General features: G+C 70.7%; 17 protein-coding genes. 15 read left to right on the top strand and 2 right to left on the bottom strand.

All coding sequences use genetic code 11. From position 1 onward, the window contains the following. The first annotated feature begins 123 nt into the window (after positions 1-123). From JO379_RS08910 to pepN, 4 genes are all read left to right on the top strand, one after another. A complete protein-coding gene (locus tag JO379_RS08910; RefSeq protein ID WP_307841928.1) occupies positions 124-3,291 on the top strand; it encodes an endo-alpha-N-acetylgalactosaminidase family protein in 3,168 nt (1,055 codons plus the stop codon). 173 nt (positions 3,292-3,464) lie between these two features. Then, complete coding sequence (locus JO379_RS08905; RefSeq protein ID WP_130877267.1) at positions 3,465-4,355, top strand: helix-turn-helix transcriptional regulator; 891 nt, start codon at positions 3,465-3,467, stop codon at positions 4,353-4,355. A gap of 11 nt (positions 4,356-4,366) precedes the next feature. Next, positions 4,367-4,699, top strand: a complete 333-nt coding sequence (locus tag JO379_RS08900; protein ID WP_130877266.1) for a chorismate mutase — start codon at positions 4,367-4,369, stop codon at positions 4,697-4,699. A 197-nt stretch (positions 4,700-4,896) separates the two neighbouring features. Then, entirely contained in the window at positions 4,897-7,560 is a 2,664-nt protein-coding gene (pepN, locus tag JO379_RS08895) for an aminopeptidase N (RefSeq protein ID WP_209514528.1), read from the top strand. A 108-nt stretch (positions 7,561-7,668) separates the two neighbouring features. On the opposite strand, the gene JO379_RS08890 is transcribed toward pepN, so the two are convergent. Beyond that, positions 7,669-8,220 carry a F0F1 ATP synthase subunit B gene (locus tag JO379_RS08890; protein ID WP_130877264.1) on the bottom strand — a complete coding sequence of 184 codons (552 nt, stop codon included), beginning with the start codon at positions 8,218-8,220 and terminating at the stop codon, positions 7,669-7,671. Positions 8,221-8,429: 209 nt separating this feature from the next. Here JO379_RS08890 and JO379_RS08885 point away from each other — a divergent pair, with 209 nt between their 5' ends. The 11 genes from JO379_RS08885 to JO379_RS08835 all read left to right on the top strand — a co-directional run bounded on the left by JO379_RS08885 (position 8,430) and on the right by JO379_RS08835 (position 20,666). After that, the gene (locus tag JO379_RS08885; RefSeq protein WP_209514526.1) at positions 8,430-9,842 is read left to right on the top strand and encodes a pyridoxal phosphate-dependent decarboxylase family protein; all 1,413 of its coding nucleotides are present in this window, start codon (positions 8,430-8,432) and stop codon (positions 9,840-9,842) included. Further along, positions 9,839-11,266, top strand: coding sequence for a lysine N(6)-hydroxylase/L-ornithine N(5)-oxygenase family protein (locus JO379_RS08880; RefSeq protein ID WP_130877262.1), 1,428 nt, complete (start codon positions 9,839-9,841; stop codon positions 11,264-11,266). Before JO379_RS08885 ends, JO379_RS08880 begins: the two co-directional genes overlap by 4 nt. Positions 11,267-11,456: 190 nt before the next feature. Further along, positions 11,457-12,071, top strand: a complete 615-nt coding sequence (locus tag JO379_RS08875) for a phosphoribosylanthranilate isomerase (protein WP_207303875.1) — start codon at positions 11,457-11,459, stop codon at positions 12,069-12,071. A gap of 401 nt (positions 12,072-12,472) precedes the next feature. Next, the gene (locus tag JO379_RS08870) at positions 12,473-13,708 is read left to right on the top strand and encodes a hypothetical protein (RefSeq protein WP_207303874.1); all 1,236 of its coding nucleotides are present in this window, start codon (positions 12,473-12,475) and stop codon (positions 13,706-13,708) included. Between the two features lie 86 nt (positions 13,709-13,794). Continuing rightward, positions 13,795-14,427, top strand: a complete 633-nt coding sequence (pdxH, locus tag JO379_RS08865; RefSeq protein WP_130877260.1) for a pyridoxamine 5'-phosphate oxidase — start codon at positions 13,795-13,797, stop codon at positions 14,425-14,427. 20 nt (positions 14,428-14,447) lie between these two features. Next, complete coding sequence (locus JO379_RS08860) at positions 14,448-15,140, top strand: B3/B4 domain-containing protein (RefSeq protein WP_130877259.1); 693 nt, start codon at positions 14,448-14,450, stop codon at positions 15,138-15,140. A gap of 23 nt (positions 15,141-15,163) precedes the next feature. Beyond that, positions 15,164-15,865 (top strand): YggS family pyridoxal phosphate-dependent enzyme, encoded by a 702-nt coding sequence (locus JO379_RS08855; RefSeq protein WP_209514525.1) that lies wholly within the window; start codon positions 15,164-15,166, stop codon positions 15,863-15,865. 57 nt (positions 15,866-15,922) lie between these two features. Further along, positions 15,923-18,034, top strand: coding sequence for an oxidoreductase (locus JO379_RS08850; RefSeq protein WP_209514523.1), 2,112 nt, complete (start codon positions 15,923-15,925; stop codon positions 18,032-18,034). 130 nt (positions 18,035-18,164) lie between these two features. Continuing rightward, entirely contained in the window at positions 18,165-19,178 is a 1,014-nt protein-coding gene (trpD, locus tag JO379_RS08845; RefSeq protein ID WP_130877256.1) for an anthranilate phosphoribosyltransferase, read from the top strand. Between the two features lie 45 nt (positions 19,179-19,223). Next, positions 19,224-20,018 carry an indole-3-glycerol phosphate synthase TrpC gene (gene trpC / locus JO379_RS08840; protein WP_130877255.1) on the top strand — a complete coding sequence of 265 codons (795 nt, stop codon included), beginning with the start codon at positions 19,224-19,226 and terminating at the stop codon, positions 20,016-20,018. Between the two features lie 27 nt (positions 20,019-20,045). Further along, positions 20,046-20,666 (top strand): LysE family translocator, encoded by a 621-nt coding sequence (locus JO379_RS08835; RefSeq protein WP_130877254.1) that lies wholly within the window; start codon positions 20,046-20,048, stop codon positions 20,664-20,666. A gap of 92 nt (positions 20,667-20,758) precedes the next feature. Here JO379_RS08835 and JO379_RS08830 read toward each other — a convergent pair whose 3' ends face one another. Then, positions 20,759-21,301, bottom strand: a complete 543-nt coding sequence (locus JO379_RS08830; RefSeq protein WP_130877253.1) for a hypothetical protein — start codon at positions 21,299-21,301, stop codon at positions 20,759-20,761. Positions 21,302-21,305 lie beyond the last annotated feature (4 nt).

Genomic DNA, 21,305 nt, shown 5'->3' with positions numbered 1-21,305 from the left:
CTCTTTTGTCCATGGTCCCACCTGCCACTACCGCCCCACGGTGTCGGTACTTCGTCGCGAGCCGTCCCAGTGCCGCGACCCGCGACGTGACATGGCCCAACGGCGTACGGAGGAGCGAGCAGCGTGGATCCGGAAGGCGTGCAGACACCGGCGGAGCCCCGAGACACCACCGGCCCCAGCCGACGGGCCGTCGTCGTCACCACCGCACTCGCCGGCCTCGGCACCGCCCTCACCGCCGCCGGCGCCGCCCACGCCCGCACCCCGGGCGGGACCACCCTGCGCTCCACCGCGCTGGAGGTACGGCTCGACACCACCTTCCCCCGCATCCTCTCCTACACCGACCGCGCCACCCGAGCCGTGCTGTACGGGCAGGAGGACCCCGTCACCTCGCTGCTCATCGACGAAACCCCGCACACCCCGGACGTCACCCTCGCCCTCGCCCCCTCCGGCGACCTGGCGACGTACGCCCTCGCCTTCAGCGGCGGCACCCGGATCACCATCGAAATCAAGGTCAGCGACCGGCGGGTGGACTGGCGCGTCACCCGCATCACCGACACCGCCGCCCTCCGCGTCGGCACCCTCCGCATCCCCGGGCTGGCGCTGCTCGCCGTCCGCAGCACCCAGCCGGGCGCGACGCTCCTCGCCGCCCGCGTCGAGCTCGACAAGGACAAGAGCGGCGACACCCTCATCGAGGTCACCGCCGACACCCCCGCCGAACCCGCCCCCACCGGCTGTGCGTACGCCGTCGTCAGCACGGACCTGCTCGCCGCCGCCCTCGAGACCAACACGGTCTGGGACACCCCCGACCGCGCCACCGCCTGGGAGAACGGCCGCCTGTGGCGGCAGACCGTGAAGCGCCCCGGCCACACCGAGACCCGCATCGGCTGCGGCCAGTGGACACACCGGGCCGCCACCGCACCCGTCGAGGCCACCGAACCACTGCCCTACGCCACGGTCGTCCTCACCGGCGACCGCAACGGCGACGGCAAGGTCGACTGGCAGGACGCCGCCATCGCCCTGCGCGACATCATGGTCAACCCCCTCGGCGCCGACGAACAGCACCTGCGGGTCGTCCCGCACATCGCGTTCAACTTCGCCAGCCAGGCCACGAACCCCTTCCTCACCACCCTCGACAACGTCAAACGGATCTGCCTCGCCACCGACGGGCTGCGCCAGTTCACCCTCCTCAAGGGCTACCAGTCCGAGGGCCACGACTCCGCGCACCCCGACTACGGCGGCAACCACAACCACCGCGCCGGCGGGCTCGACGACCTCAACTCCCTCGTCCGCGCCGGGAAGACCTGGCACAGCGACTTCGCCGTCCACGTCAACACCACCGAGTCCTACCCCGTCGCCCACGCCTTCTCCGAGACCCTCGTCGACAAGAACGACCGGCAGTGGGACTGGCTCGACCAGTCCTACCGCATCGATCCCCGCCGCGACCTGGTCTCCGGCGACATCGCCCGCCGCTTCCGGCAACTGCGCGACGAGACCGACCCCGCCCTGAACACCCTCTACATCGACGTCTTCCGGGAATCCGGCTGGAACTCCGACCGCCTCCAGCGTCATCTGCGCGACCAGGGCTGGCAGATCACCACCGAATGGGGCCACGGCCTGGAACGCTCCGCCCTGTGGGCCCACTGGGCGTGCGAGACCGACTACGGCCCCGACACCTCACGCGGCATCAACTCCCGGCTCATCCGCTTCGTCCGCCACCACCAGAAGGACGTCTTCGCCGACAAATGGCCCCTCCTGGGCACCGCCAAACTCGGCACCTTCGAAGGGTGGCAGGGCAGGACCGACTGGGCGCCGTTCTACCGCCGCATCTGGACCGAGAACCTGCCGGCCAAATACCTCCAGGCCTTCCCCGTCCACACCTGGGAAGAGCACCGCATCACCTTCGCCGGCCCGACGCACACCACCGTCACCTCCCGGCCCGGCGGGGACGGCACCCGCCGGATCACCACCGACGGCCGCACGGTCTACGACGGCGACACCTACCTCCTGCCGTGGGAACCACGGGAAGCCACCGACCCCGCCAAGCTCTACCACTACAACCCCCGGGGCGGAGCCACCACCTGGACCCTGCCCCGAGGCTGGGCCGGACTGAGCAGCGTGGTCCTGCACCGCCTCACCGACCAGGGCCGCGCCGACCCCCTCGACCTGCCGGTGCACGACGGAAACATCACCGTCCACGCCGCACCGGACCAGCCGTACGTCCTCACCCGCGAGCGGGCCCGCACCCGCCGCGACCCCGCCTGGGGCGAGGGCACCTCCCTGCGCGACCCCGGCTTCAACTCCGGGACCCTGGACGCCTGGACGGTCACCGGGCCCGCCGCCGTGGCCCTCGGCGAACGCGGCGAGTGGGAACTCGTCATCGGCGCCGGCCCGGCGGCCACCGTGAGCCAGCGGGCCGCCCGGCTGAGGCCCGGCACCTACGCCGCGTCCGTACAGGTCGAGGTCGGAGCGAGGGCGGGGGAGCGGCGCCGGGCGGCCCTGCGCGTCCGCACGGCCGACGGGATCACGGCGGTGAACTGGACGGACACCTCCACCGCCGGCAACCACATGGCGGCGGACCGCAAACACGGCACCCGCTACCAACGGATGTTCACCCACTTCACCGTGCCCCGCGGCGGGGGAGCCGTGACGCTGTCCCTCACGGCCGCCGCGGGCGGGGCCCGGGTCCGCTTCGCGAACGTACGGATCGTGGCCGTGCAACGAGGGCGCCGCACCCCCACGCACGGCACCCTCGTCCACGAGGACTTCGAGCACGTACCCCAAGGGTGGGGCCCGTTCGTCAAGGGCGACGCGGGCGGAGTCACCGACCCGCGCACCCACATCGCCCAACGGCACGCGCCCTACACCCAGCGCGGCTGGAACGGAAAGGCCGTCGACGACGTCATCGACGGCACCCAGTCCCTCAAATCACGCGGCGAGAACACGGGCCTGGTCTACCGCACCGTCCCGCACACCGTCCGCTTCACCCCTGGACACCGCTACCGGGTGGCGTTCCGCTACGAGAACGAGACGGCCGGCCAGTACGCCTGGATCACAGCCGTCGACGAACCCGCCGCGCGGGAACTCACCCGCACGCCCCTGCCCGTCGCCACCCGGCCCACCACCCACACCCACGAGTTCACCGCACCGCGGACGGGCGAGGCATGGGTGGGCCTGCGGAAGGTGGGCGACAGCGGGACCGCGGAGTTCGTCCTCGACGGCTTCACCGTGCACGACCTCGGCCAACAGCCCCCCACAGGGCCCGCCCCGGTGGTCACCGCCACCGGCCGGTGATCACCGGGGAGAACGGGCACCTGTGCCCCCGCGCTCCCGTTCACCGGCGCCCGCCGCCGTGCCGGACCACGCCTTCCGGCCGATCGCGCCCGCCCTCTGGCGGGCGAGGGGCCCATCGGCGAAGATCGGCGCTGCGTGCGACGAACCGGCAGCGGAAAGGAGGCCCCGGACGCGTGTACCACACCTGGATGCGGTACTTCACGCCCGGCCCGGTCCACCACCGGCTCGGACTGGTCTGCCTCGGCGTCGGCCTCCAGCACGGCGCCCTCCCCGCCGTCGGACCCCGCACCCTCGACCACCACGTCGCCGTCGTCATCAGCGCCGGGACCGGCTGGCTGCGCACCCCCGACGGCCGCGCCCTGCCCGTCACCGCCCCCGCACTCCTGTGGCTCAGCCCCGGCGTCCCGCACCACTACGGCGCCGGACCGGACAACGGCTGGGACGAGAGCTTCGTCGACTTCACCGGCCCCGCCGTCACCGCCTACACCGAACTCGGCCTCATCGAACCCGACCGGCCTCTCGTCCCCCTCACCGAGACCACCGCCGCCCGCGCCGCCATCGCCCGCATCGCCCGCGCCGCCCACCGCGGCAACCCCCTCCTCGAAGTCGAGACCTCCGCCGCCGTCCACGAACTCCTCGTCGCCCTCCACCGTGCCCGCGCCGACCTCGGCGGCGACGGCGAACCCGTCCTGCGCGCACTCGCCCGCGACGCCTTCCTGCCGCTGTCCGTCACCGAACACGCCGCCCGGCACGGCATGACCCCCGCCGCGCTGCGCTCCGCCGTGCGACGCGGCGCCGGGTGCAGCCCGAAGGACTACCTCCTGGCCATCCGCCTGGGCCGCGCCAAGGAACTCCTCGCCGCCACCGAACTGCCCGTCTCGGCCGTCGCCCGCCGCGTCGGCTACGACGACCCGGCCTACTTCAGCCGGCTCTTCACCCGCCGCGTCGGCACCGCCCCGGTACGGTTCCGCGAGCGCCAGGGCCGCAGCGTCCCCGGCGGCTGGAGCCGGCGGATACCCGACCCGGAGCACCCACCGGTCACCGGACCCCTTCCGCCCGCATAGGGTCGGTGGACATGACCGACAGTGCCAACAGCTTCAGCGGTGCCCCCGGCACCGACGACGAGTCCGTACGCGCCGAGCTGGGCCGGCTGCGCGACAGCATCGACAACATCGACGCCGCGGTGATCCACATGCTCGCCGAGCGGTTCAAATGCACCCAGCAGGTCGGCCACCTCAAGGCCGCCCACAAACTCCCGCCCGCCGACCCCGCCCGCGAGGCCCGGCAGATCACCCGGCTCCGCGAACTGGCCGAGAACGCCAAACTCGACCCGGCGTTCGCCGAGAAGTTCCTCAACTTCATCATCGCCGAGGTCATCCGCCACCACGAGACGATCGCGCGGGCGTAAGCCGCGCCACGCGCGGTGTCCTCAAGCGCCGGACGGGCTGGAAACAAGCCCGTCCGGCGCTTGAGGACAAGGCACAGCCAGCCCGTCCGGCGCTTGAGGACCGGGGCCCGGGGCGGAGCCCCGCAACGGCGCGCACCCCCCAGCACCCCGGCCAAAACCCCATAGGCCGGCGCCCAGCGATACGGCAGCATGACCCCATGCCCGTACTCACGCGCGACGAAGCGCAGACCCGAGCCCGACTCCTCGACGTCCACCGCTACGGGATCGACCTCGATCTCACCCGCGGCGACGAGCACTTCGGCTCCACCACCGTCATCCGCTTCACCGCGCGCGAAGCCGGCACCACCTTCGTCGAGGTCCGCCCCGCGGCCCTCCACCGCGCCACCCTCGACGGTCACGCCCTCGACGTCGGCACGCTCGACGACAACCGGCTGCCCCTCACCCTCACCCCCGGGGACCACGAACTGCGCGTCGAGGCCGACATGCGCTATTCCCACACCGGCGAGGGCATGCACCGCTTCACCGACCCCGCCGACGGCGAGACCTACCTCTACACCCAGTGCTTCCTCGACGACGTCCAGCGCGTCTTCGCCGCCTTCGACCAGCCCGACCTCAAGGCCGTCTTCGACGCGACCGTCACCGCCCCGCCGCAGTGGACCGTCCTCGGCAACGCCCTCGCCACCCGCGTCGGAGCCCCCGCCGACGGCCGCTGGCAGCTCGCCACCACCGCCCCCTTGAGCACCTACTTCGTGGCCTTCGCCGCCGGCCCCTGGCACACCGTGCGGACCGAGCACGCCGGGCTGCCCTTCGCGCTCCACTGCCGCCGGTCCCTCGCCCCCCACCTCGACACCGACGCCGAGGAACTCTTCGACATCACCCGCCGCTGCTACGACCGCTACCACGAGATCTTCGACGAGCCCTACCCGTTCGACTCCTACGACCAGGCGTTCGTCCCCGAGTTCAACGCCGGCGCCATGGAGAACCCGGGCCTCGTCACCTTCCGCGACGAATTCGTCTTCCGCTCCGCCGTCACCGACACCGAGCGGCAGACCCGCGGCATGGTCATCGCCCACGAGATGGCCCACATGTGGTTCGGCGACCTCGTCACCCTCCAGTGGTGGGACGACATCTGGCTGAACGAGTCCTTCGCCGAGTACATGGGCTACCAGGTCCTCTCCGAGGCCACCCGCTTCACCGGTACGTGGACCGACTTCGCCGTCGCCCGCAAGAGCTGGGGCTACGACGCCGACCAGCGCCCCTCCACCCACCCCGTGGCCCCCGCCCCCGACGCCGTCCGCGACACCGCCTCCGCCCTGCTCAACTTCGACGGCATCTCCTACGCCAAGGGCGCGAGCGCCCTGCGCCAGCTCGTCGCCTGGCTCGGCGAGAAGGACTTCCTCGCCGGCATCAACGACCACTTCGCCCGCCACCGCTTCGGCAACGCCACCCTCGCCGACTTCATCGACTCCCTGGCCCGCGCCACGGGCCGTGACGTCCACGCCTGGGCCGACAGCTGGCTGCGCACCAGCGGCGTCGACACCCTCACCCCCCGCATCACCGAGGACAGCGCCGCAGGCGACCTTGGTGCGGGCGGAGCCGGCGGCACGACCGGCTGGCACCTCGACCTCCACCACGACGGCACCCGCCCGCACCACCTCGCGATCGGCCTCTACGACCACGCCCCCGACGACCCCCGGGCCCTCGTGCGCCGCGACCGCGTCGAAGCCGACCTGCCCGCCGGCGGCGGCACCCGCACCCTCACCTTCACCGGCCCCCGCCCCGCCCTGCTGCTCGTCAACGACGGCGACCTGACCTACGCCAAGGTCCGCCTCGACGCCGGCTCCTGGGACACCGCCCTGCGCACGCTCTCCGGACTGCCCGACCCCGTCGCCCGCGCCGTCGTCTGGAACGCCGCCCGTGACATGGTCCGCGACGGCGAACTGGCCCCCGCCGCCTACCTGGACGCCGCCCGCGCCCACATCCCGCACGAAACCGACATCGCCATCGCACAGGCCGTCCTCGGCTTCGCCCGCACCCAGATCGCCGACCGCTACCTGCCGGCCACCGACCGCCCCACGGCCCTCGCCACCCTCACCGACCTCGGCCACGACCTGCTGCGCCGCACCGACGGCACCGGCCGGGCCGACGCGCAGGGCCTCCGGCTGATCGCCGTCCGCGCCCTCATCGACAGCGCCACCGCCCCCGGCACCCTCCAGGACTGGCTGGCCGCGGGCACCGTCCCCGGCGGCCCCGCCCTCGACCCCGAACTGCGCTGGCGCACCCTCGCCCGCCTCGCCGTCCTCGGCGCCACCACCCCCGACGCCATCGACGCCGAACTCGCCCGCGACCCCAGCGCCACCGGCCAGGAGGGCGCCGCCCGCTGCCACGCCGCACTCCCCGACGCCACCGCCAAGGCCACCGCCTGGCAGGCGATGTACCCCGGGCACCCCGGCGAGGACCGCGCCGACGCCGCCGCACCGGCCGAACCGTCCGGTGCGGCCGAACCCGCGGAGCTGTCTGAGCCTTCGGAGCTTTCCAATTACCTCTTCACCGCGACCGCCCAGGGCTTCTGGCAGCCCGAACAGCTCGACCTCCTGCGCCCCTACCGCGCGCGCTACTTCCCCGCCGCCGTCACCGTCGCGGCCCGCCGCGGCCCCGCCCTCGCCATCGCCGCCGGCGTCCACGGCTTCCCCCAGCCCCTGGTCGAGGCCGAGACCCTGCGCCTCGGCGAAGCCTGCCTGCGCGACGCCGACCCCACCCCCGCCCTGCGCCGCAAACTCGCCGACCAGCTCGACGACCTGCGCCGCGCCCTGAAGATCAGGCAGGCCTCCACGGAGGACGACACCCCGGTACGGGCGTAAGCGCCCGCGCGCGCGGCGCACCGGGGGCCGCCGGAAGCACCCCGGAAAACGACGAGGCTCCCGCACCCCCCAAGGGGGTACGGGAGCCTTGGCCGGTTGTCTCGACGGTCAGGCGCGCTTGTCGGTCGCGGCGTCCGACGGCTGGGCCGTGCGCAGCTCCTCCAGGAAGCGGTCCACGACACCGCTCTCGCGGGCGAAGTCCGTGACCGGCTCGCCGACGATGCGGCCCGACAGATCGGTGGCCAGTACGCCGACCTGCTGACGCAGCTCGGCCTCGGCGACCGCACGCTCCGCGTCGATCACCGCGTGACCCGCGGCGATGATCTCGTCGCGCTGACGCTGGCCCTCGGCCCGCAGCTCGGCGATGATCGCCGTGCCCTGCTCGACCGACTCCTGACGCAGCCGGGCGGCCTCGTGCCGCGCCTCGGCCAGCAGCTCCTGGTACTCGGCGTGGACCCGCGCGGCCTCGGCGCGCGTCTCCTCGGCCTCCTCGAAGCGGCCGTCGGTGGCCTCCTCACGCTCGGTGAGGACCTTGTTGATCCGGGGCAGGATCACCTTCGCCATCACGGCGAAGAGGATGAAGAAGAGCGCCAGCCCCAGGATGAGCGGCGCGAGCTCGGGCTTGAGCGGACCGACGTCGATAGCAAGTTTCATGGCCATGGGGTGCAGATTAGTCGAAGCCGAGCCCCGAGTCCGCTTCGCACCCCTCTAGCAGATCCCACCGGCCCGCACCCCAGGGCGGTACCACCATCGGGCGAAACCCCGAGGCCCCATGGTCACCGAGTGTGCGACGCCAGTAACTTGAGGCGATTAGCCCTGCCCGGACCAGCCGGACCATGTGATAAGCCGACCCAAAAAGGGGCACACCCATGCCTGCGCCCGGCGCCGACCAGACCCCCGCACCGCTGGCGGGCGGCACCGAAGGACCCCGCGCGCTGCGCCCCCTGCTGGAGACGGTCCTGCACGCCCTCGGCCAAGGCGCCACCGCCCGCGGCGGACCCTTCCCGCCCGGCGGCCCCGACGCCGTCACCGCCCGGCTGCGCACCGCCCTCGGCCCCGCCCTCCCCGAGCACGGCACCGGCGCCCACGAAGCCCTCCGCACCCTCGTCCGGGCCCTCGCCGAAGGCTCCGCCGACCCCGCCGACCCGCGCTGCGCCGCCCATCTGCACGGCCCGCCGCTGGCCCTGGCCGCCGCCGCCGACCTCGCCGCCGCCGCCCTCAACCCCTCCCTGGACTCCTGGGACCAGGCCCCCGCCGCCTCCGCCCTGGAAATCCTCACCACCCGCGCCCTGGCCGCCCTCGTCCACCCCGCCGGCCCGGCCCCCGACGCCCTCGTCACCACCGGCGGCACCGAGTCCAACCAGCTCGCCCTGCTCCTCGCCCGCGAAGCCGCCCGCGCCCGCTCCGCCGACCCCCTGACCGTCGTCTGCGGGGCCAACGCCCACCACAGCGTCCACCGCGCCGCCTGGCTCCTCGGCCTGCCCGCCCCGCAGACCCTGCCCACCCCCGCCGGCGTCCTCGACCCCGCCGACCTCGCCGCCGCCCTCGACGACCGCCACGGCGCCCCCACCCTCGTCGTCGCCACCGCGGGCACCACCGACACCGGCCGCATCGACCCGATCCCCAAGCTCGCCGACCTCTGCGACGCCCACGACACCCCCCTCCACGTCGACGCCGCCTACGGCGGGCCGCTCCTGTTCAGCGACACCCTCCGCCCCGCGCTCGACGGCCTCGACCGCGCCCGGACCGTCACCCTCGACCTCCACAAACTCGGCTGGCAGCCCGTCGCCGCCGGGCTCCTCGCCGTGCCCGACACCACCTGGCTCGGCCCCCTCGCCCACCGGGCCCCCTACCTCAACCCCGCCGACGACATCGAGGCCGGCCACCCCGACCTCCTCGGCCGCTCCCCGCGCACCAGCCGGCGCCCCGACATCCTCAAGATCGCCGTCACCCTCCGCGCCCTCGGCCGCCGAGGTCTGGGCGACCTCGTCGAGCGGGTCTGCGCCACCGCGCAGCTCCTGGCCGACCGCATCGAGGCCCACCCCGCCTTCGAGCTCCACGACCGCCCCACCCTCAGCACGGTCCTCTTCCGCCCCACCGGCACCGACGACCGCACGCTCGCCGACATCAGACGCCGCCTCCTGGACCACGGCACCGCCGTCCTCGGCCGCGCCACCACCCCCGAGGGCCTCTGGCTCAAGGCCACGCTCCTCAATCCCCACACCCGCCCCGACGACCTCGACGCCCTGCTCGACCTCGTGGAAGGCCACACGCCCCGATGACCAATCCTCCGCCCCCCGCCACCGCCCCCGACCAGCCCTTCGACCTCGCGGGCATCGGCATCGGCCCCTTCAACCTCTCGCTCGCCGCCCTCGCCCAGTCGCTCCCCGACCTCCGCACCGCCTTCTACGACCAGAACCGCGTCTTCCAGTGGCACCCCGGGCTGCTCATCGACGACACCACCCTCCAGGTGCCCTTCCTCGCCGACCTCGTCACCCTCGCCGACCCCGCCAACCCCTGGACCTTCCTCAACTACCTCAAGGCCCGCGAGCGCCTCTACCCCTTCTACTTCGCCGAGCGCTTCCACATCCAGCGCGCCGAATACGACGCGTACTGCCGCTGGGTCAGCGAATCCCTTCCCGGACTCCACTTCGGCCACCAGATCGACGCCGTCCGCTGGAACCCCGAGCGCGCCCTCTTCGAGATCGACTACACCCGGCTCGACACCGACGGCGAAGCCGAGGCCCTCGGCCGCAGTTACGCCCGCAACCTCGTCCTCGGCGTCGGCACCGCCCCCTACGTCCCCGACCCCCTGCGGCCCCTCGTCGACGCCCCCGCCGTCCCCGTCATCCACTCCGCCGACTACCTCGACCACCGCGAGCGGCTCCTCGCCGCCGACCACATCACCGTGATCGGCGCGGGCCAGTCGGGCGCCGAGGTCTTCCTCGACCTCCTCCGCAACCGCCCCGCCGGCCGCGAGAAGCTCCACTGGCTCGCCCGCAGCCCCTCCTTCGCCCCCATGGAATACAGCAAGCTCGGCCTCGAGCACTTCACCCCCGACTACACCCGCTACTTCCACGCCCTGCCCGAGTCCGTACGGGACCAGGCCCTGCCGCGCCAGTGGCAGCTCGACCGGGGCGTCGCCGCCGACACCCTCGCCACCATCCACGACGAGCTCTACCGCCGCAGCCTGCACGGCGGCTGGCCCGACACCGTCCTCACCCCCGGCGTCTTCGTCCGCACTGCCGGCCGCGTCGGCACCACCCGCGTCGAACTCCACCTCGAACACGCCCAGCAGGGCAGCCGCTCCCGCCTCACCACCGACGCCGTCGTCCTCGCCACCGGCTACCGCGAGCGCCGCGTCGACACCCTCCTCGCCTCCCTGGACCCCTATATCCGCCGGGACTCCGCCGACCGCCCCCGCATCGACGAGCAGCACCGGCTCGTCCTCGACCCCCACGTCAAGGGCGCCGTCCACGTCCAGAACGCCGAACGCCACACCCACGGCGTCGGCACCGCCGACCTCGGCCTCGCCGCCTGGCGCAGCGCCCTCATCCTCAACTCCATCACCGGGAAGACGGCCTACCCCCTGCCCGAGCGCACCGCCTTCACGACCTTCGGGCTGGAGCCGCGGCCCCAGACCCGTCCGCAGCACAGGACCCCGGAGAACCGGCGCACCATCCCGCGCCAACTGCCCGTTCACTGACGGCGGCGCGGCGTCCCGAGGCACCGGCGGCCCGCCAGGGCGCCTTTCGGCCACTGGCGGAAGGGGACCGGTCGCGTTTGGACGGGCGGTGGCCGAGGAAGGACAGTGAACTATGAGCATGCTTGATGAAATCCGGGCAAGACTTGACTGTCGCGGCAGTTGTGGCAGAGGAGCCGGGGGGGCGTCGCGCGTGAGCCCGTCGCTGTTCATCAAGATCTGCGGGCTGCGCACCGCCGAGGACGTGGACACCGCGGTCGAGGCCGGAGCCGACGCGATCGGCTTCGTCTTCGCCGACAGCCCGCGCCAGGTGGACGCCGCCACCGCGGGGAAGCTGGCCCGGCGGGTCCCCGAGCACGTACTGACCGTCGGCGTGTTCCGCCGACAGCCCGTGGCGCAGGTGCGGGACCTCGCGCTGGCGAGCGGGGTCCGCTCCGTACAACTGCACGGCGACGAAGGCCGTGACTACTACGACACCTTGCGGCCGCAGGGGTGGACGCTGATCCGTGCCACCTCCTCCGCAGACGGGCGGACCCCCCGCTGCGGCGAGCTGGGGGAGGACTACCTCCTGCTCGACGCCCCCGACCCCGGCGCGGGCCTGCCGTGGAACTGGGCCGACGACCGCTTCACCCCGCCCACCGGACGCTGGCTCCTCGCCGGCGGACTCGACCCGGAGAACGTGCGGCGGGCCGTGCGCACGATCGCGCCGTGGGGCGTGGATGTCTCCAGCGGAGTGGAAGCCCGTCGAGGCATCAAGGACCCTGCTCTGATCAGGGAGTTCATCCAAGCCGCCCGCTCGGCGGAATGACCGGGGGCCGCTTCGGACCTGTCTTGATCCAGCACCAACTCGACTGTGTGGCTGTAGACTTCAGCCACCGGTAAGCGGCCACCATCCGCCTGCCCACTTACGGGCGAACTCATCCCCTCGCGTCCCCTCGACGCTGCGTACCGTCCCCCTGTCGGCCACTGAAAGCACGTGCGCGCGTTCTCAGCCGATGCGGCAATGCCGCCTCGTATCGCTCCTTATTCGGAATCGGCGCTCCCGGTTCTGAACCGGCACATGGATCTTCTTAAAGCCTTGTGTTCCCGGGCCGGACACTGATAAATCTGTATTTCAGCACCCCAAGATCTCAAAACAAGATCATCTATGGCCAGAGATCTTGCGCGACCGGAGAGTGAGGGTACGTGACCACCGCAAACTCCTGTAAATTGACCCACTGTTGGGTCAACGAGATCGACCTCAAAGCGATAGCCGACCAGGTAGGCACCCCGGTCTTTATCTACAGCGAAGCCCAGATCTTAAAGAACGTCGGCCGCATCCAGGACGCCGCCAAAGCCGTAGGGCTCGACTCCCGAGTCGAATTGTATGTCCCCTTCTTCCCGAACTCTAATCCACATGTATTGAAGCCGCTCCAGCAGATGGGAGTCGGCCTGCTTCTGCAACTGCCCAGCGAATACCGGATCCTGCGCGAGTACGGATTCGACAAGTTCATCGTCTCCCCGGGTCACGTCTCCGACGAGGAGATCGGTTTCTGGGACCAGGCCGGCTATCCGACCTTCCTCTCCAGTCTCGACGAGGTCGCCTACTCGCTGCGGACCGACGCCCCCACCATCAGCGCCCGCATCGACAGCCTCGACTCCGGCAAGCCCGGCATCAAGTACAGCGAACTGAAGCGCCTCTCCGACCTGCTCGAGCAGTACGGCCGCGAACTCGAATGCTTCGAGGTCTACTGCGGCAGCGGCAACTCGCGCGACGAGATGATCAGCGTCATCGAGAAGCAGTTCGAGATCTTCAAGACGCACTTCCCCCACGCGAAGTCCATTAACTTCGCCGGCGGCCACGGCTTCGTCTACGAAGCCTGGGACGAGACCACGAAGCACTTCGACTGGAACGAATACTTCAAGGCGCTCCGCGAAATCGCGGACCGCATGGAGATCCCGGACCACGTGAAGTTCCTCTTCGAGCCCGCCCGGGACGTACTCGCCGACACCGGCGCCCTCCTGCTCGGCGTCAAGCGCAACGTCATCACCAACGCCGTCGGCAGCCTCGTCGTCACCGACGGCTCGCGCATGCTCATGCCGTCCGCACAACTGCGGGACCGCCGCCACAACGTGGTCTTCCTCGACGCGGACATGAAGGAAATCCCCCTCGCCGACGACGCGGACGGCGTCTCGGCAGCACTCCGCGGCCGCAGCATCCTGCGCCACGACTACATCCTCCCCGGCGAATACCGGGTGCCCGCCGGGGTCGACGCCGACAGCCACCTCGTCATCCTCGACGTCGGCGCCTACTGCGCCACCCAGCACATGGAATTCCTCAACATCCCGCCGGCCGCCGAAGTACTCGTCGACACCACCGGCACGGCACACCTCGTCACCTCCCGCGGCGACGACCTCGACAAGTGGCGCAACCTCCTCGCGGAGAAGAAGGAACTCAAGCGCTGAAGCAGAGCGGAGCGCCGGGGGAGAACACCCCCGGCGCCCGACGCTTCCCTCCTTCACCCGTGAATTCCCCAGCGAGGAGCACCCGCATGCAGTCCCCGACGCCCGACGCCCCGGCGCAGGACATCCCCTCACCGCACGACGCCACCGACCCGATCACCCTGTTCGGCCAATGGCTCGCAGCAGCCGAAGCCGCCGAGATCAACGACGCCAACGCCATGGCCATCGCCACCGCCGGCACCGACGGCCTGCCCGACGTGCGCATGGTGCTGCTCAAGGGCTTCGACGCGGACGGCTTCGTCTTCTACACCAACACCCAGTCGCAAAAAGGCACCGAACTCCGCGACAACATGCAGGCCGCAGGCGTACTGCACTGGAAGTCCCTGCGCCGGCAGGTCCGCTTCCGCGGCCCCGTGGAGCCCACCACCGCCGCCGAGGCCGACGCCTACTTCGCCTCCCGCCGACGCGACAGCCGCCTCGGCGCCTGGGCCAGCAGGCAGTCCCGCCCCCTGGCCAGCCGCGCGGAACTCGAAGAAGCCGTGGCCCGCGAAGCCACCCGCTTCCCCGACGACGTACCGCGGCCGCCTCACTGGTCCGGCTACCGCATCAGGCCGCTGTCCATCGAGTTCTGGACGGACAGGCCGTTCCGTCTCCATGACCGACTCGTTTTCAGGAGAGACAAGCCGGAAGGCGACTGGAACACCACACGGCTCTACCCGTAAGGCAATCGAGGAAAGTTCACATGTATTTCACGCACGCTGATTCGGTCTGGACCGCTCACCCGACCCTGCACGCCCTGACGATGGTCATCGACAACGTCCGCGGCATGGAGAGCGACCCGGAGAGGCTCAAGAAACTCACCCCGAAGGTCGAAGAACGCCTGGCCTCGGGAACCGAATCCGAGATGCCCGCCATCGCCTCCTGGCGGGAAGCGTTCTCGAAAATGGGGCTGAAGCCCACCCAGTACCGGTGCGCCTCGGAAGCACTGCTCAGGCGGTACCGCAAGGACCGCAGCATGCCGAGCTTCCACCCGCTCGTGGACTACCTCAACTTCGCCTCGATGGCCTCCGCCATCCCCATCGCCGCATTCGACTGCGCGAAGATCTCGGAAGGCATCACCGTCCGCCACGCCGACGGCACCGAGACCTACGAGACGTTCCAGGGCGACATCGAGAACCCCCTGCCGAACGAGGTCGTATTCGCCGACCCCGACAACCACGCGCACTCCCGGCGCTGGACCTTCCGGCAAAGCGCCCGGTCCGTCGTATCGGCACAGACCGACCGCGTACTGATCGTGGCCGAGGCCCATCACGACGCCGCTCCACAGGACATCGACGCGCTCGAACACGAGCTGAAATCCGGGCTGACCGAAGCCGGCGTGCACATCACCGGCGCCCTGCGGATCAGCACCGTGGAGCGCCGACTGGAATTCTGATACGTGTGTGAGGAGACCCTCTGATGTCCACACCCGGCAACATATGTCGACCTGACCCGACCGACGGGCTCGAAACGGTACGGCGCGCCATCGCCGACGCCTGCACCCGAGCCCGCCGCGATATTGCGTCGGTGACCCTCGTCGCCGCCTCGAAGACGGTCCCCGCGGACACCATCGAGCAGACCGTCCTGGCCGGTCACACGGTCTACGGCGAGAACCGCGTCCAGGAGGGCAAGGCCAAATGGCCGGACCTCCGGGCGCGGTTCCCCGAGGTCGAACTGCATCTGATCGGGCCACTGCAGTCCAACAAGGCCCGGGAAGCGGTGGCGCTGTTCGACGTCATCCACTCCGTCGACCGCCCCGGCCTCTGCGAGGCCCTCGCCAAACAATGCGAGAAGCAGGGCCGCCGGCCCAAGCTGTTCGTCCAGGTCAACACCGGAGCCGAACCGCAAAAGGCGGGCGTCCTGCCCGACGACGCCGATGGCCTGCTGACCACCTGCCGCGAAACCTACGATCTCGACGTCGTGGGCCTCATGTGCATTCCCCCGGCCGGCGAACCGCCGGAGCCGCACTTCGCCCAGCTCGCGAAGATCGCCGCCCGCAATGGCCTCGACTGCCTGTCCATGGGCATGAGCACGGACTACGCGTCGGCCATCGAATTCGGCGCCACACACGTACGCGTGGGCAGCGCGATATTCGGCGCACGGGCATACGACACCCGCTGACACCACCCGCCGAAGAGCCCTGGCACGACAGCCGCGTACCGCAACGGAGAACCACATATGACCCGCCCCAGCCGCTACGACATCCTTTTCGAACCGTTGAGGATCGGCCCCGTCACCGCCAAGAACCGCTTCTTCCAGGTACCCCATTGCAATGGCATGGGACGTGCCTTTCCCAGTTCGATGGCCGCGATGCGGGGAGTGAAGGCCGAGGGCGGCTGGGGCGTCATCTGCACCGAACAGTGCGACGTGCACTACTCCGGAAACCACCAGCGGGAACTCCGCCTCTGGGACGAGAAGGACATCCCCTACCTCGCCCGCGCCACGGGCCTCATCCATGAACAAGGGGCCCTGGCAGGGGTCGAGTTGGTGCACAACGGCTCCCACGTCGGCAATCTGGAGAGCCGCGCGATACCGATCGCCCCCAGCCTGCGGCCCACCCGGGGCGTCTTCCCGGCCACCGCCCGCGCCATGGACAAGAACGACATCCGTGCCGCCCGCCGCTGGTACCGCACCGCCGCGATCAACGCCCGACGCGCCGGCTTCGACATCATCTACGTCTACGCCGGCCACGACATGACGCTGCCCATCCACTTCCTCTCCCGCCGCCACAACCACCGCACCGACGAATACGGCGGCAGCCTCGAGAACCGCGCCCGCTTCCTGCGCGAACTGGTCGAGGACGCCAAGGAGGCCGTCGGCGACACCTGCGCGGTCGCCATCCGCTTCGGCGTCGACGGACTCATGGGCGCCGGCGGCGACGAGGACGAGGGCCGCGACGTCGTCGAGATGCTCGCGGAACTCCCCGACCTGTGGGACGTCAACCTCAGCAACTTCGACTACGACGGCAGCACCTCACGCTTCAGCGACGAGGGATACCAAGAGCAGTACATCAAGTTCGTCAAAAGCGTCACCAGCAAACCCGTCGTCGGCGTCGGCCGCTTCACCTCGCCCGACACCATGGTCTCCATGATCAAGGGCGGCACCCTCGACTTCATCGGCGCCGCCCGCCCCTCCATCGCCGACCCCTTCCTGCCCCACAAGATCGAGGAAGGCCGCTTCGACGACATCCGCGAATGCATCGGCTGCAACATCTGCGTCGCCGGCGACCGGGCCGGGGTGCCCATGCGCTGCACCCAGAACCCGACCATGGGCGAGGAATGGCGCCGCGGCTGGCACCCCGAACACATCCCGCCCAAGGACACCGACGACACCGTCCTCATCATCGGCGCCGGTCCCGCCGGCCTCGAAGCAGCCCGCGCCCTCGGCCAGCGCGGCTACAGCGTCATGCTCGCCGACCGCAGCCGCGAACTCGGCGGCCGTGTCAACCGCGAATGCCGCCTGCCCGGCCTCGGCACCTGGGCCCGCGTGCGCGACTGGCGCCTCACCCAGCTCCGCAAGATGCCGGGCGTGCAACTCCTGCCCGACAACGAGATCACCGGCGACATGGTCCTCGAAGCCGAGTCCTCACTCATCGCCATCGCCACCGGCGCCACCTGGCGCGCCGACGGCGTCGGCCGCTACCACAGCGACCCCATCGCCGGCCTCGGCCGGATCCCGGTCTTCACACCGGACGACATCATGGACTCCCGCCTGCCCACCGGCCGCGTCGTCCTCTTCGACGACGACCACTACTACATGGGCAGCGTCATCGCCGAACGCCTCGTCGAACACGGCTGCGAGGTCACCTTCGTCACGCCCGAGAGCACCGTCTCGGCCTACACCCAGTTCACCGCCGAACAAAAACGCGTCCAACGACGCGTCATGGAGAAGTGCGCGAACGTCCGCACCGCCACCGCACTGCGCCGCACCGAAGCCGGCACGGCCCACCTCTCCTGCGTCTACACCGGCCGTGAGACCACCGTCCCCGCGGACGCCGTCGTGGTCGTCACCGGCTCCACCCCGCGCGACGAGCTCTACACGGACCTGCAGGGCCGCGACGAGAGTGCCCTCACCGCCGCCGGTATCCGCCGCGTCGTACGCCTCGGCGACTGCCTCGCCCCCGGCATCATCGCCGCCGCCGTCCACAGCGGCCACCTCTTCGCCCGCACCCTGAACACCGCGCTCACCGACCGGACACCCTTCCGGCGCGAGAACGTCGAACTCGGCTGGGACCAGCCCCTGCCCGCCACCGGCGACGACCCCCTCACCCCGAGCGGCGTATTCGGCTGAAACACCACGCCCGACCGACCCGCTCCATGACAACCGCCGCACACCGACGCACCATGGCCCCGACGACCGATGACGCCGGGGCGCAGCGCATCGTGCCGTCGGAATCGGGGCCCGCCCCAAGGAGAAGCCCATGGAAGATTTCAAGGCCCTGATCGGCAAGGTCGCGACCGGCGCCACGCTCACACTCGAGGAGTCCGCCCGGGCCTTCGACCGGATGATGACGGGCGAAGCCACCGCCTCGCAGATGGGCGCCCTGCTGATGGCGCTGCGCATGCGCGGCGAGACCGTCGAGGAGATCACCGGCGCCGTCACCACCATGCGCTCCCAGATGCTCACCGTCGACGCGCCCCCCGGCGCCATCGACCTCCTGGGCACCGGCGGCGACTCCTCCGGCTCCTACAACATCTCCACCTGCGCGGCCCTCATCGTCGCCGGAGCCGGCGTCCCCGTCGCCAAACAGGGCAACCGGGCCCTGTCCTCACGCTGCGGCGCCGCCGACGTCCTCGCCGCCCTCGGCGTCCGCGTCCACCTCGCCCCCGACGCCATCGAACGCTGCCTCGCCGAAGCCGGGATCGGCTTCATGTTCGCCCCCGACCACCACCCCGCGCTCAAGCACATGAGCCCCACCCGCATCGAGCTCGGCACCCGCACCATCTTCAATCTGCTCGGCCCCCTCCTCAACCCCGCCGGCGTACGACGACAGATGGTCGGCGTCTACGCCGCGCACTGGGTCGAACCCATCGCCCAGGTCCTGGGCAAACTCGGCTCCGTACGCGCCTTTGTCGTCCACGGCTCCGACGGCCTCGACGAGATCACCACCACGGGCCCCACCACCATCGCCTCCCTCGACCACGGCACGATCCGCACCTTCGAGGTCACCCCGGAAGACATGGGCCTCGCCCGCGCCACCCCCGACATGCTCAAAGGCAGCGACGCCGAAGGCAACGCCGAAGCCCTCCGCGGAGTCCTCCAAGGAGAGAAGGGCCCCTACCGCGACATCGCCCTCTTCAACGCGGCCGCCGCACTCGTCGTCTCCGGCCGCGCCGAAGAACTGCCCCACGGCATCGAACTCGCCACCAAGTCGATCGACACCGGAGAAGCCCACCGCCGCCTCGACCGACTGATAGCCGTCTCGAACGCCTGAGCAACCCCCGCGGAACACGGCCCGAACCCACGAGAGGACCCCGACATGACCGACATCCTCACCAAGATCGAAAGCTACAAGCGCGAAGAGATCGCTGCCGCCAAGCGCACCCGCCCCCAGACCACCCTCGAAAAGGAAGCCCAGGCCGCCCCCGCCCCCCGCGGCTTCCTCACCGCCATCGAACGCCGCCTCGCCCAGGGCGACTACGCCCTCATCGCCGAAATCAAAAAAGCGAGCCCCTCCAAGGGACTCATCCGCGCCGACTTCGACCCGCCCGCCCTCGCCACCGCCTACGAAGCCGGCGGAGCGGCCTGCCTCTCCGTACTGACCGACACCCCCTCCTTCCAAGGAGCCCCCGAACACCTCGCCGCCGCCCGCGCCGCCACCGCGCTCCCGGCCCTGCGCAAGGACTTCATGTTCGACCCCTACCAAATCGTCGAAGCCCGCGCATGGGGCGCCGACTGCGTACTGATCATCCTCGCCGCCGTCGACGACGCCACCGCCAAGGACCTCGAGGACACCGCCCACGACCTCGGCATGGACGTCATCCTCGAAGTCCACGACGGCACGGAACTCGACCGGGCACTGGCGCTGCGCTCCCGCCTCATCGGCATCAACAACCGCAACCTCAAGACCTTCGAGACCACCCTCACCACCAGCGAGACCCTCGCCCCCCGCGTACCCGACGGACGGGTGATCATCGGCGAAAGCGGGGTGGCCGGCCCCTCGGACCTCGCCCGCCTCGCTAAGGTCGGCATCTCGACCTTCCTCGTCGGCGAGAGCCTCATGCGCAACGAGGACGTCGAAACGGCGACCCGGGCGCTACTCGCCCAGGGTTGACATATCAGCAATAGAGGAGCGCCGCCCATGAGCATCGAATTCTTAGTCACCTCATTCATCGTCACCGCGTCCCCCGGCACCGGAGTCCTCTACACCCTGGCCACCGGCCTCTCCCGAGGATTCCGCCCGAGCATCGTGGCGGCATTCGGATGCACCCTGGGCATCGTCCCCCACATGGCCGCCACCATCATGGGACTGGCGGCACTCCTCCAGGCCAGCGCCCTCGCCTTCCAGATCTTCAAATACCTCGGCGTCGCCTACCTCCTCTACGTCGCCTGGAGCACCCTCCGCGAAAGCGGCACCCTCAAGGTCGAAGAGGAAAACGGCACGGGCACGGCCCCCTCCGCCACCAAAGTCACCGTCACCGGCGTACTGATCAACATCCTCAACCCGAAGCTGACCATCTTCTTCCTGGCATTCCTGCCCCAGTTCGTCAGCACCGACGAATCCAGCCCCGTCATGCGCATGCTTGAACTGAGCCTTGTCTTCATGCTGATGACCTTCGTCATCTTCGTCGGCTACGGCCTGCTCGCCGCCGCCGTCCGCGACCACGTCATCTCCCGCCCCAAGGTCCTCACCTGGATGCGCCGCACCTTCGCCGGAGCCTTCGTCGCCCTCGGCGCGAAACTCGCCTTCACCAATATCTGACGCCCGAACCCCCTGCCCCACACCGAAGCGGCCCCACTGACAGACCGTGCGTCAGTGGGGCCTCGGCCTGCGACAGGGCCGCATCCGGAAAATTACGACGGTATCTCCCACTTCAGCTGAGCCGGCGCCGACGCAGGACTTCCCGTGTACTTCGTCGTGTACGCGGGCGCCTTCCCGTAGTCATCGCCCCCGGCACCCAAATACCAGCCGTTCCCCTCGTTCTTCACCAGCTTGGTGCTCGCGTCGTACGACCACTTCAGCTCCGGGGGAGCAGCCGCCGGATCCCCCGCATACTTCGCCGTGTACGCGGGCGCCTTGGCGGAGGAGCCACCACCACTACCGAGATACCAACCGTTCGCCTCATTCTTCACGAGCTTCGTGGCCGGGTCGTAGGACCACTTCAGATTGCCGGGCGCCGACGCGGGCTCACCCGTGTATTTCACCGTGTACGTCGGGGCCTTGGCCGAGGACTTCTCACCACCGCTGTCGAGATACCACCCCGACCCCTCATGCTTGATGGGCTCCGGGGCGGCAGCGGTATGCCCCACACCAGGGGCCAGGACCACCAGGGACGCGGCAGCCGCAAGGATCACGGACCGACGGGCGAGCGGGTGCACGAGCGGGTGCACTGGCATGGTT

Origin of the sequence: Streptomyces syringium (genome assembly GCF_017876625.1) — a bacterium.
Taxonomy (GTDB): Bacteria; Actinomycetota; Actinomycetes; order Streptomycetales; family Streptomycetaceae; genus Streptomyces; species Streptomyces syringius.
The sequence above is the reverse complement of the archived record's forward strand: the minus strand, read 5'-3'. Positions and strand labels throughout refer to the sequence as shown.

Excerpts from the sequence above, each read along its gene's own strand:
- JO379_RS08890 (WP_130877264.1), bottom strand. The coding sequence starts at position 8,220 with ATGGCCATGAAACTTGCTATCGACGTCGGTCCGCTCAAGCCCGAGCTC.
- pdxH (WP_130877260.1), top strand. The coding sequence starts at position 13,795 with ATGCAGTCCCCGACGCCCGACGCCCCGGCGCAGGACATCCCCTCACCG.
- JO379_RS08850 (WP_209514523.1), top strand. The coding sequence starts at position 15,923 with ATGACCCGCCCCAGCCGCTACGACATCCTTTTCGAACCGTTGAGGATC.
- JO379_RS08900 (WP_130877266.1), top strand. The coding sequence starts at position 4,367 with ATGACCGACAGTGCCAACAGCTTCAGCGGTGCCCCCGGCACCGACGAC.
- JO379_RS08860 (WP_130877259.1), top strand. The coding sequence starts at position 14,448 with ATGTATTTCACGCACGCTGATTCGGTCTGGACCGCTCACCCGACCCTG.
- JO379_RS08885 (WP_209514526.1), top strand. The coding sequence starts at position 8,430 with ATGCCTGCGCCCGGCGCCGACCAGACCCCCGCACCGCTGGCGGGCGGC.
- JO379_RS08835 (WP_130877254.1), top strand. The coding sequence starts at position 20,046 with ATGAGCATCGAATTCTTAGTCACCTCATTCATCGTCACCGCGTCCCCC.
- trpD (WP_130877256.1), top strand. The coding sequence starts at position 18,165 with ATGGAAGATTTCAAGGCCCTGATCGGCAAGGTCGCGACCGGCGCCACG.
- trpC (WP_130877255.1), top strand. The coding sequence starts at position 19,224 with ATGACCGACATCCTCACCAAGATCGAAAGCTACAAGCGCGAAGAGATC.
- JO379_RS08855 (WP_209514525.1), top strand. The coding sequence starts at position 15,164 with ATGTCCACACCCGGCAACATATGTCGACCTGACCCGACCGACGGGCTC.
- pepN (WP_209514528.1), top strand. The coding sequence starts at position 4,897 with ATGCCCGTACTCACGCGCGACGAAGCGCAGACCCGAGCCCGACTCCTC.
- JO379_RS08830 (WP_130877253.1), bottom strand. The coding sequence starts at position 21,301 with ATGCCAGTGCACCCGCTCGTGCACCCGCTCGCCCGTCGGTCCGTGATC.
- JO379_RS08880 (WP_130877262.1), top strand. The coding sequence starts at position 9,839 with ATGACCAATCCTCCGCCCCCCGCCACCGCCCCCGACCAGCCCTTCGAC.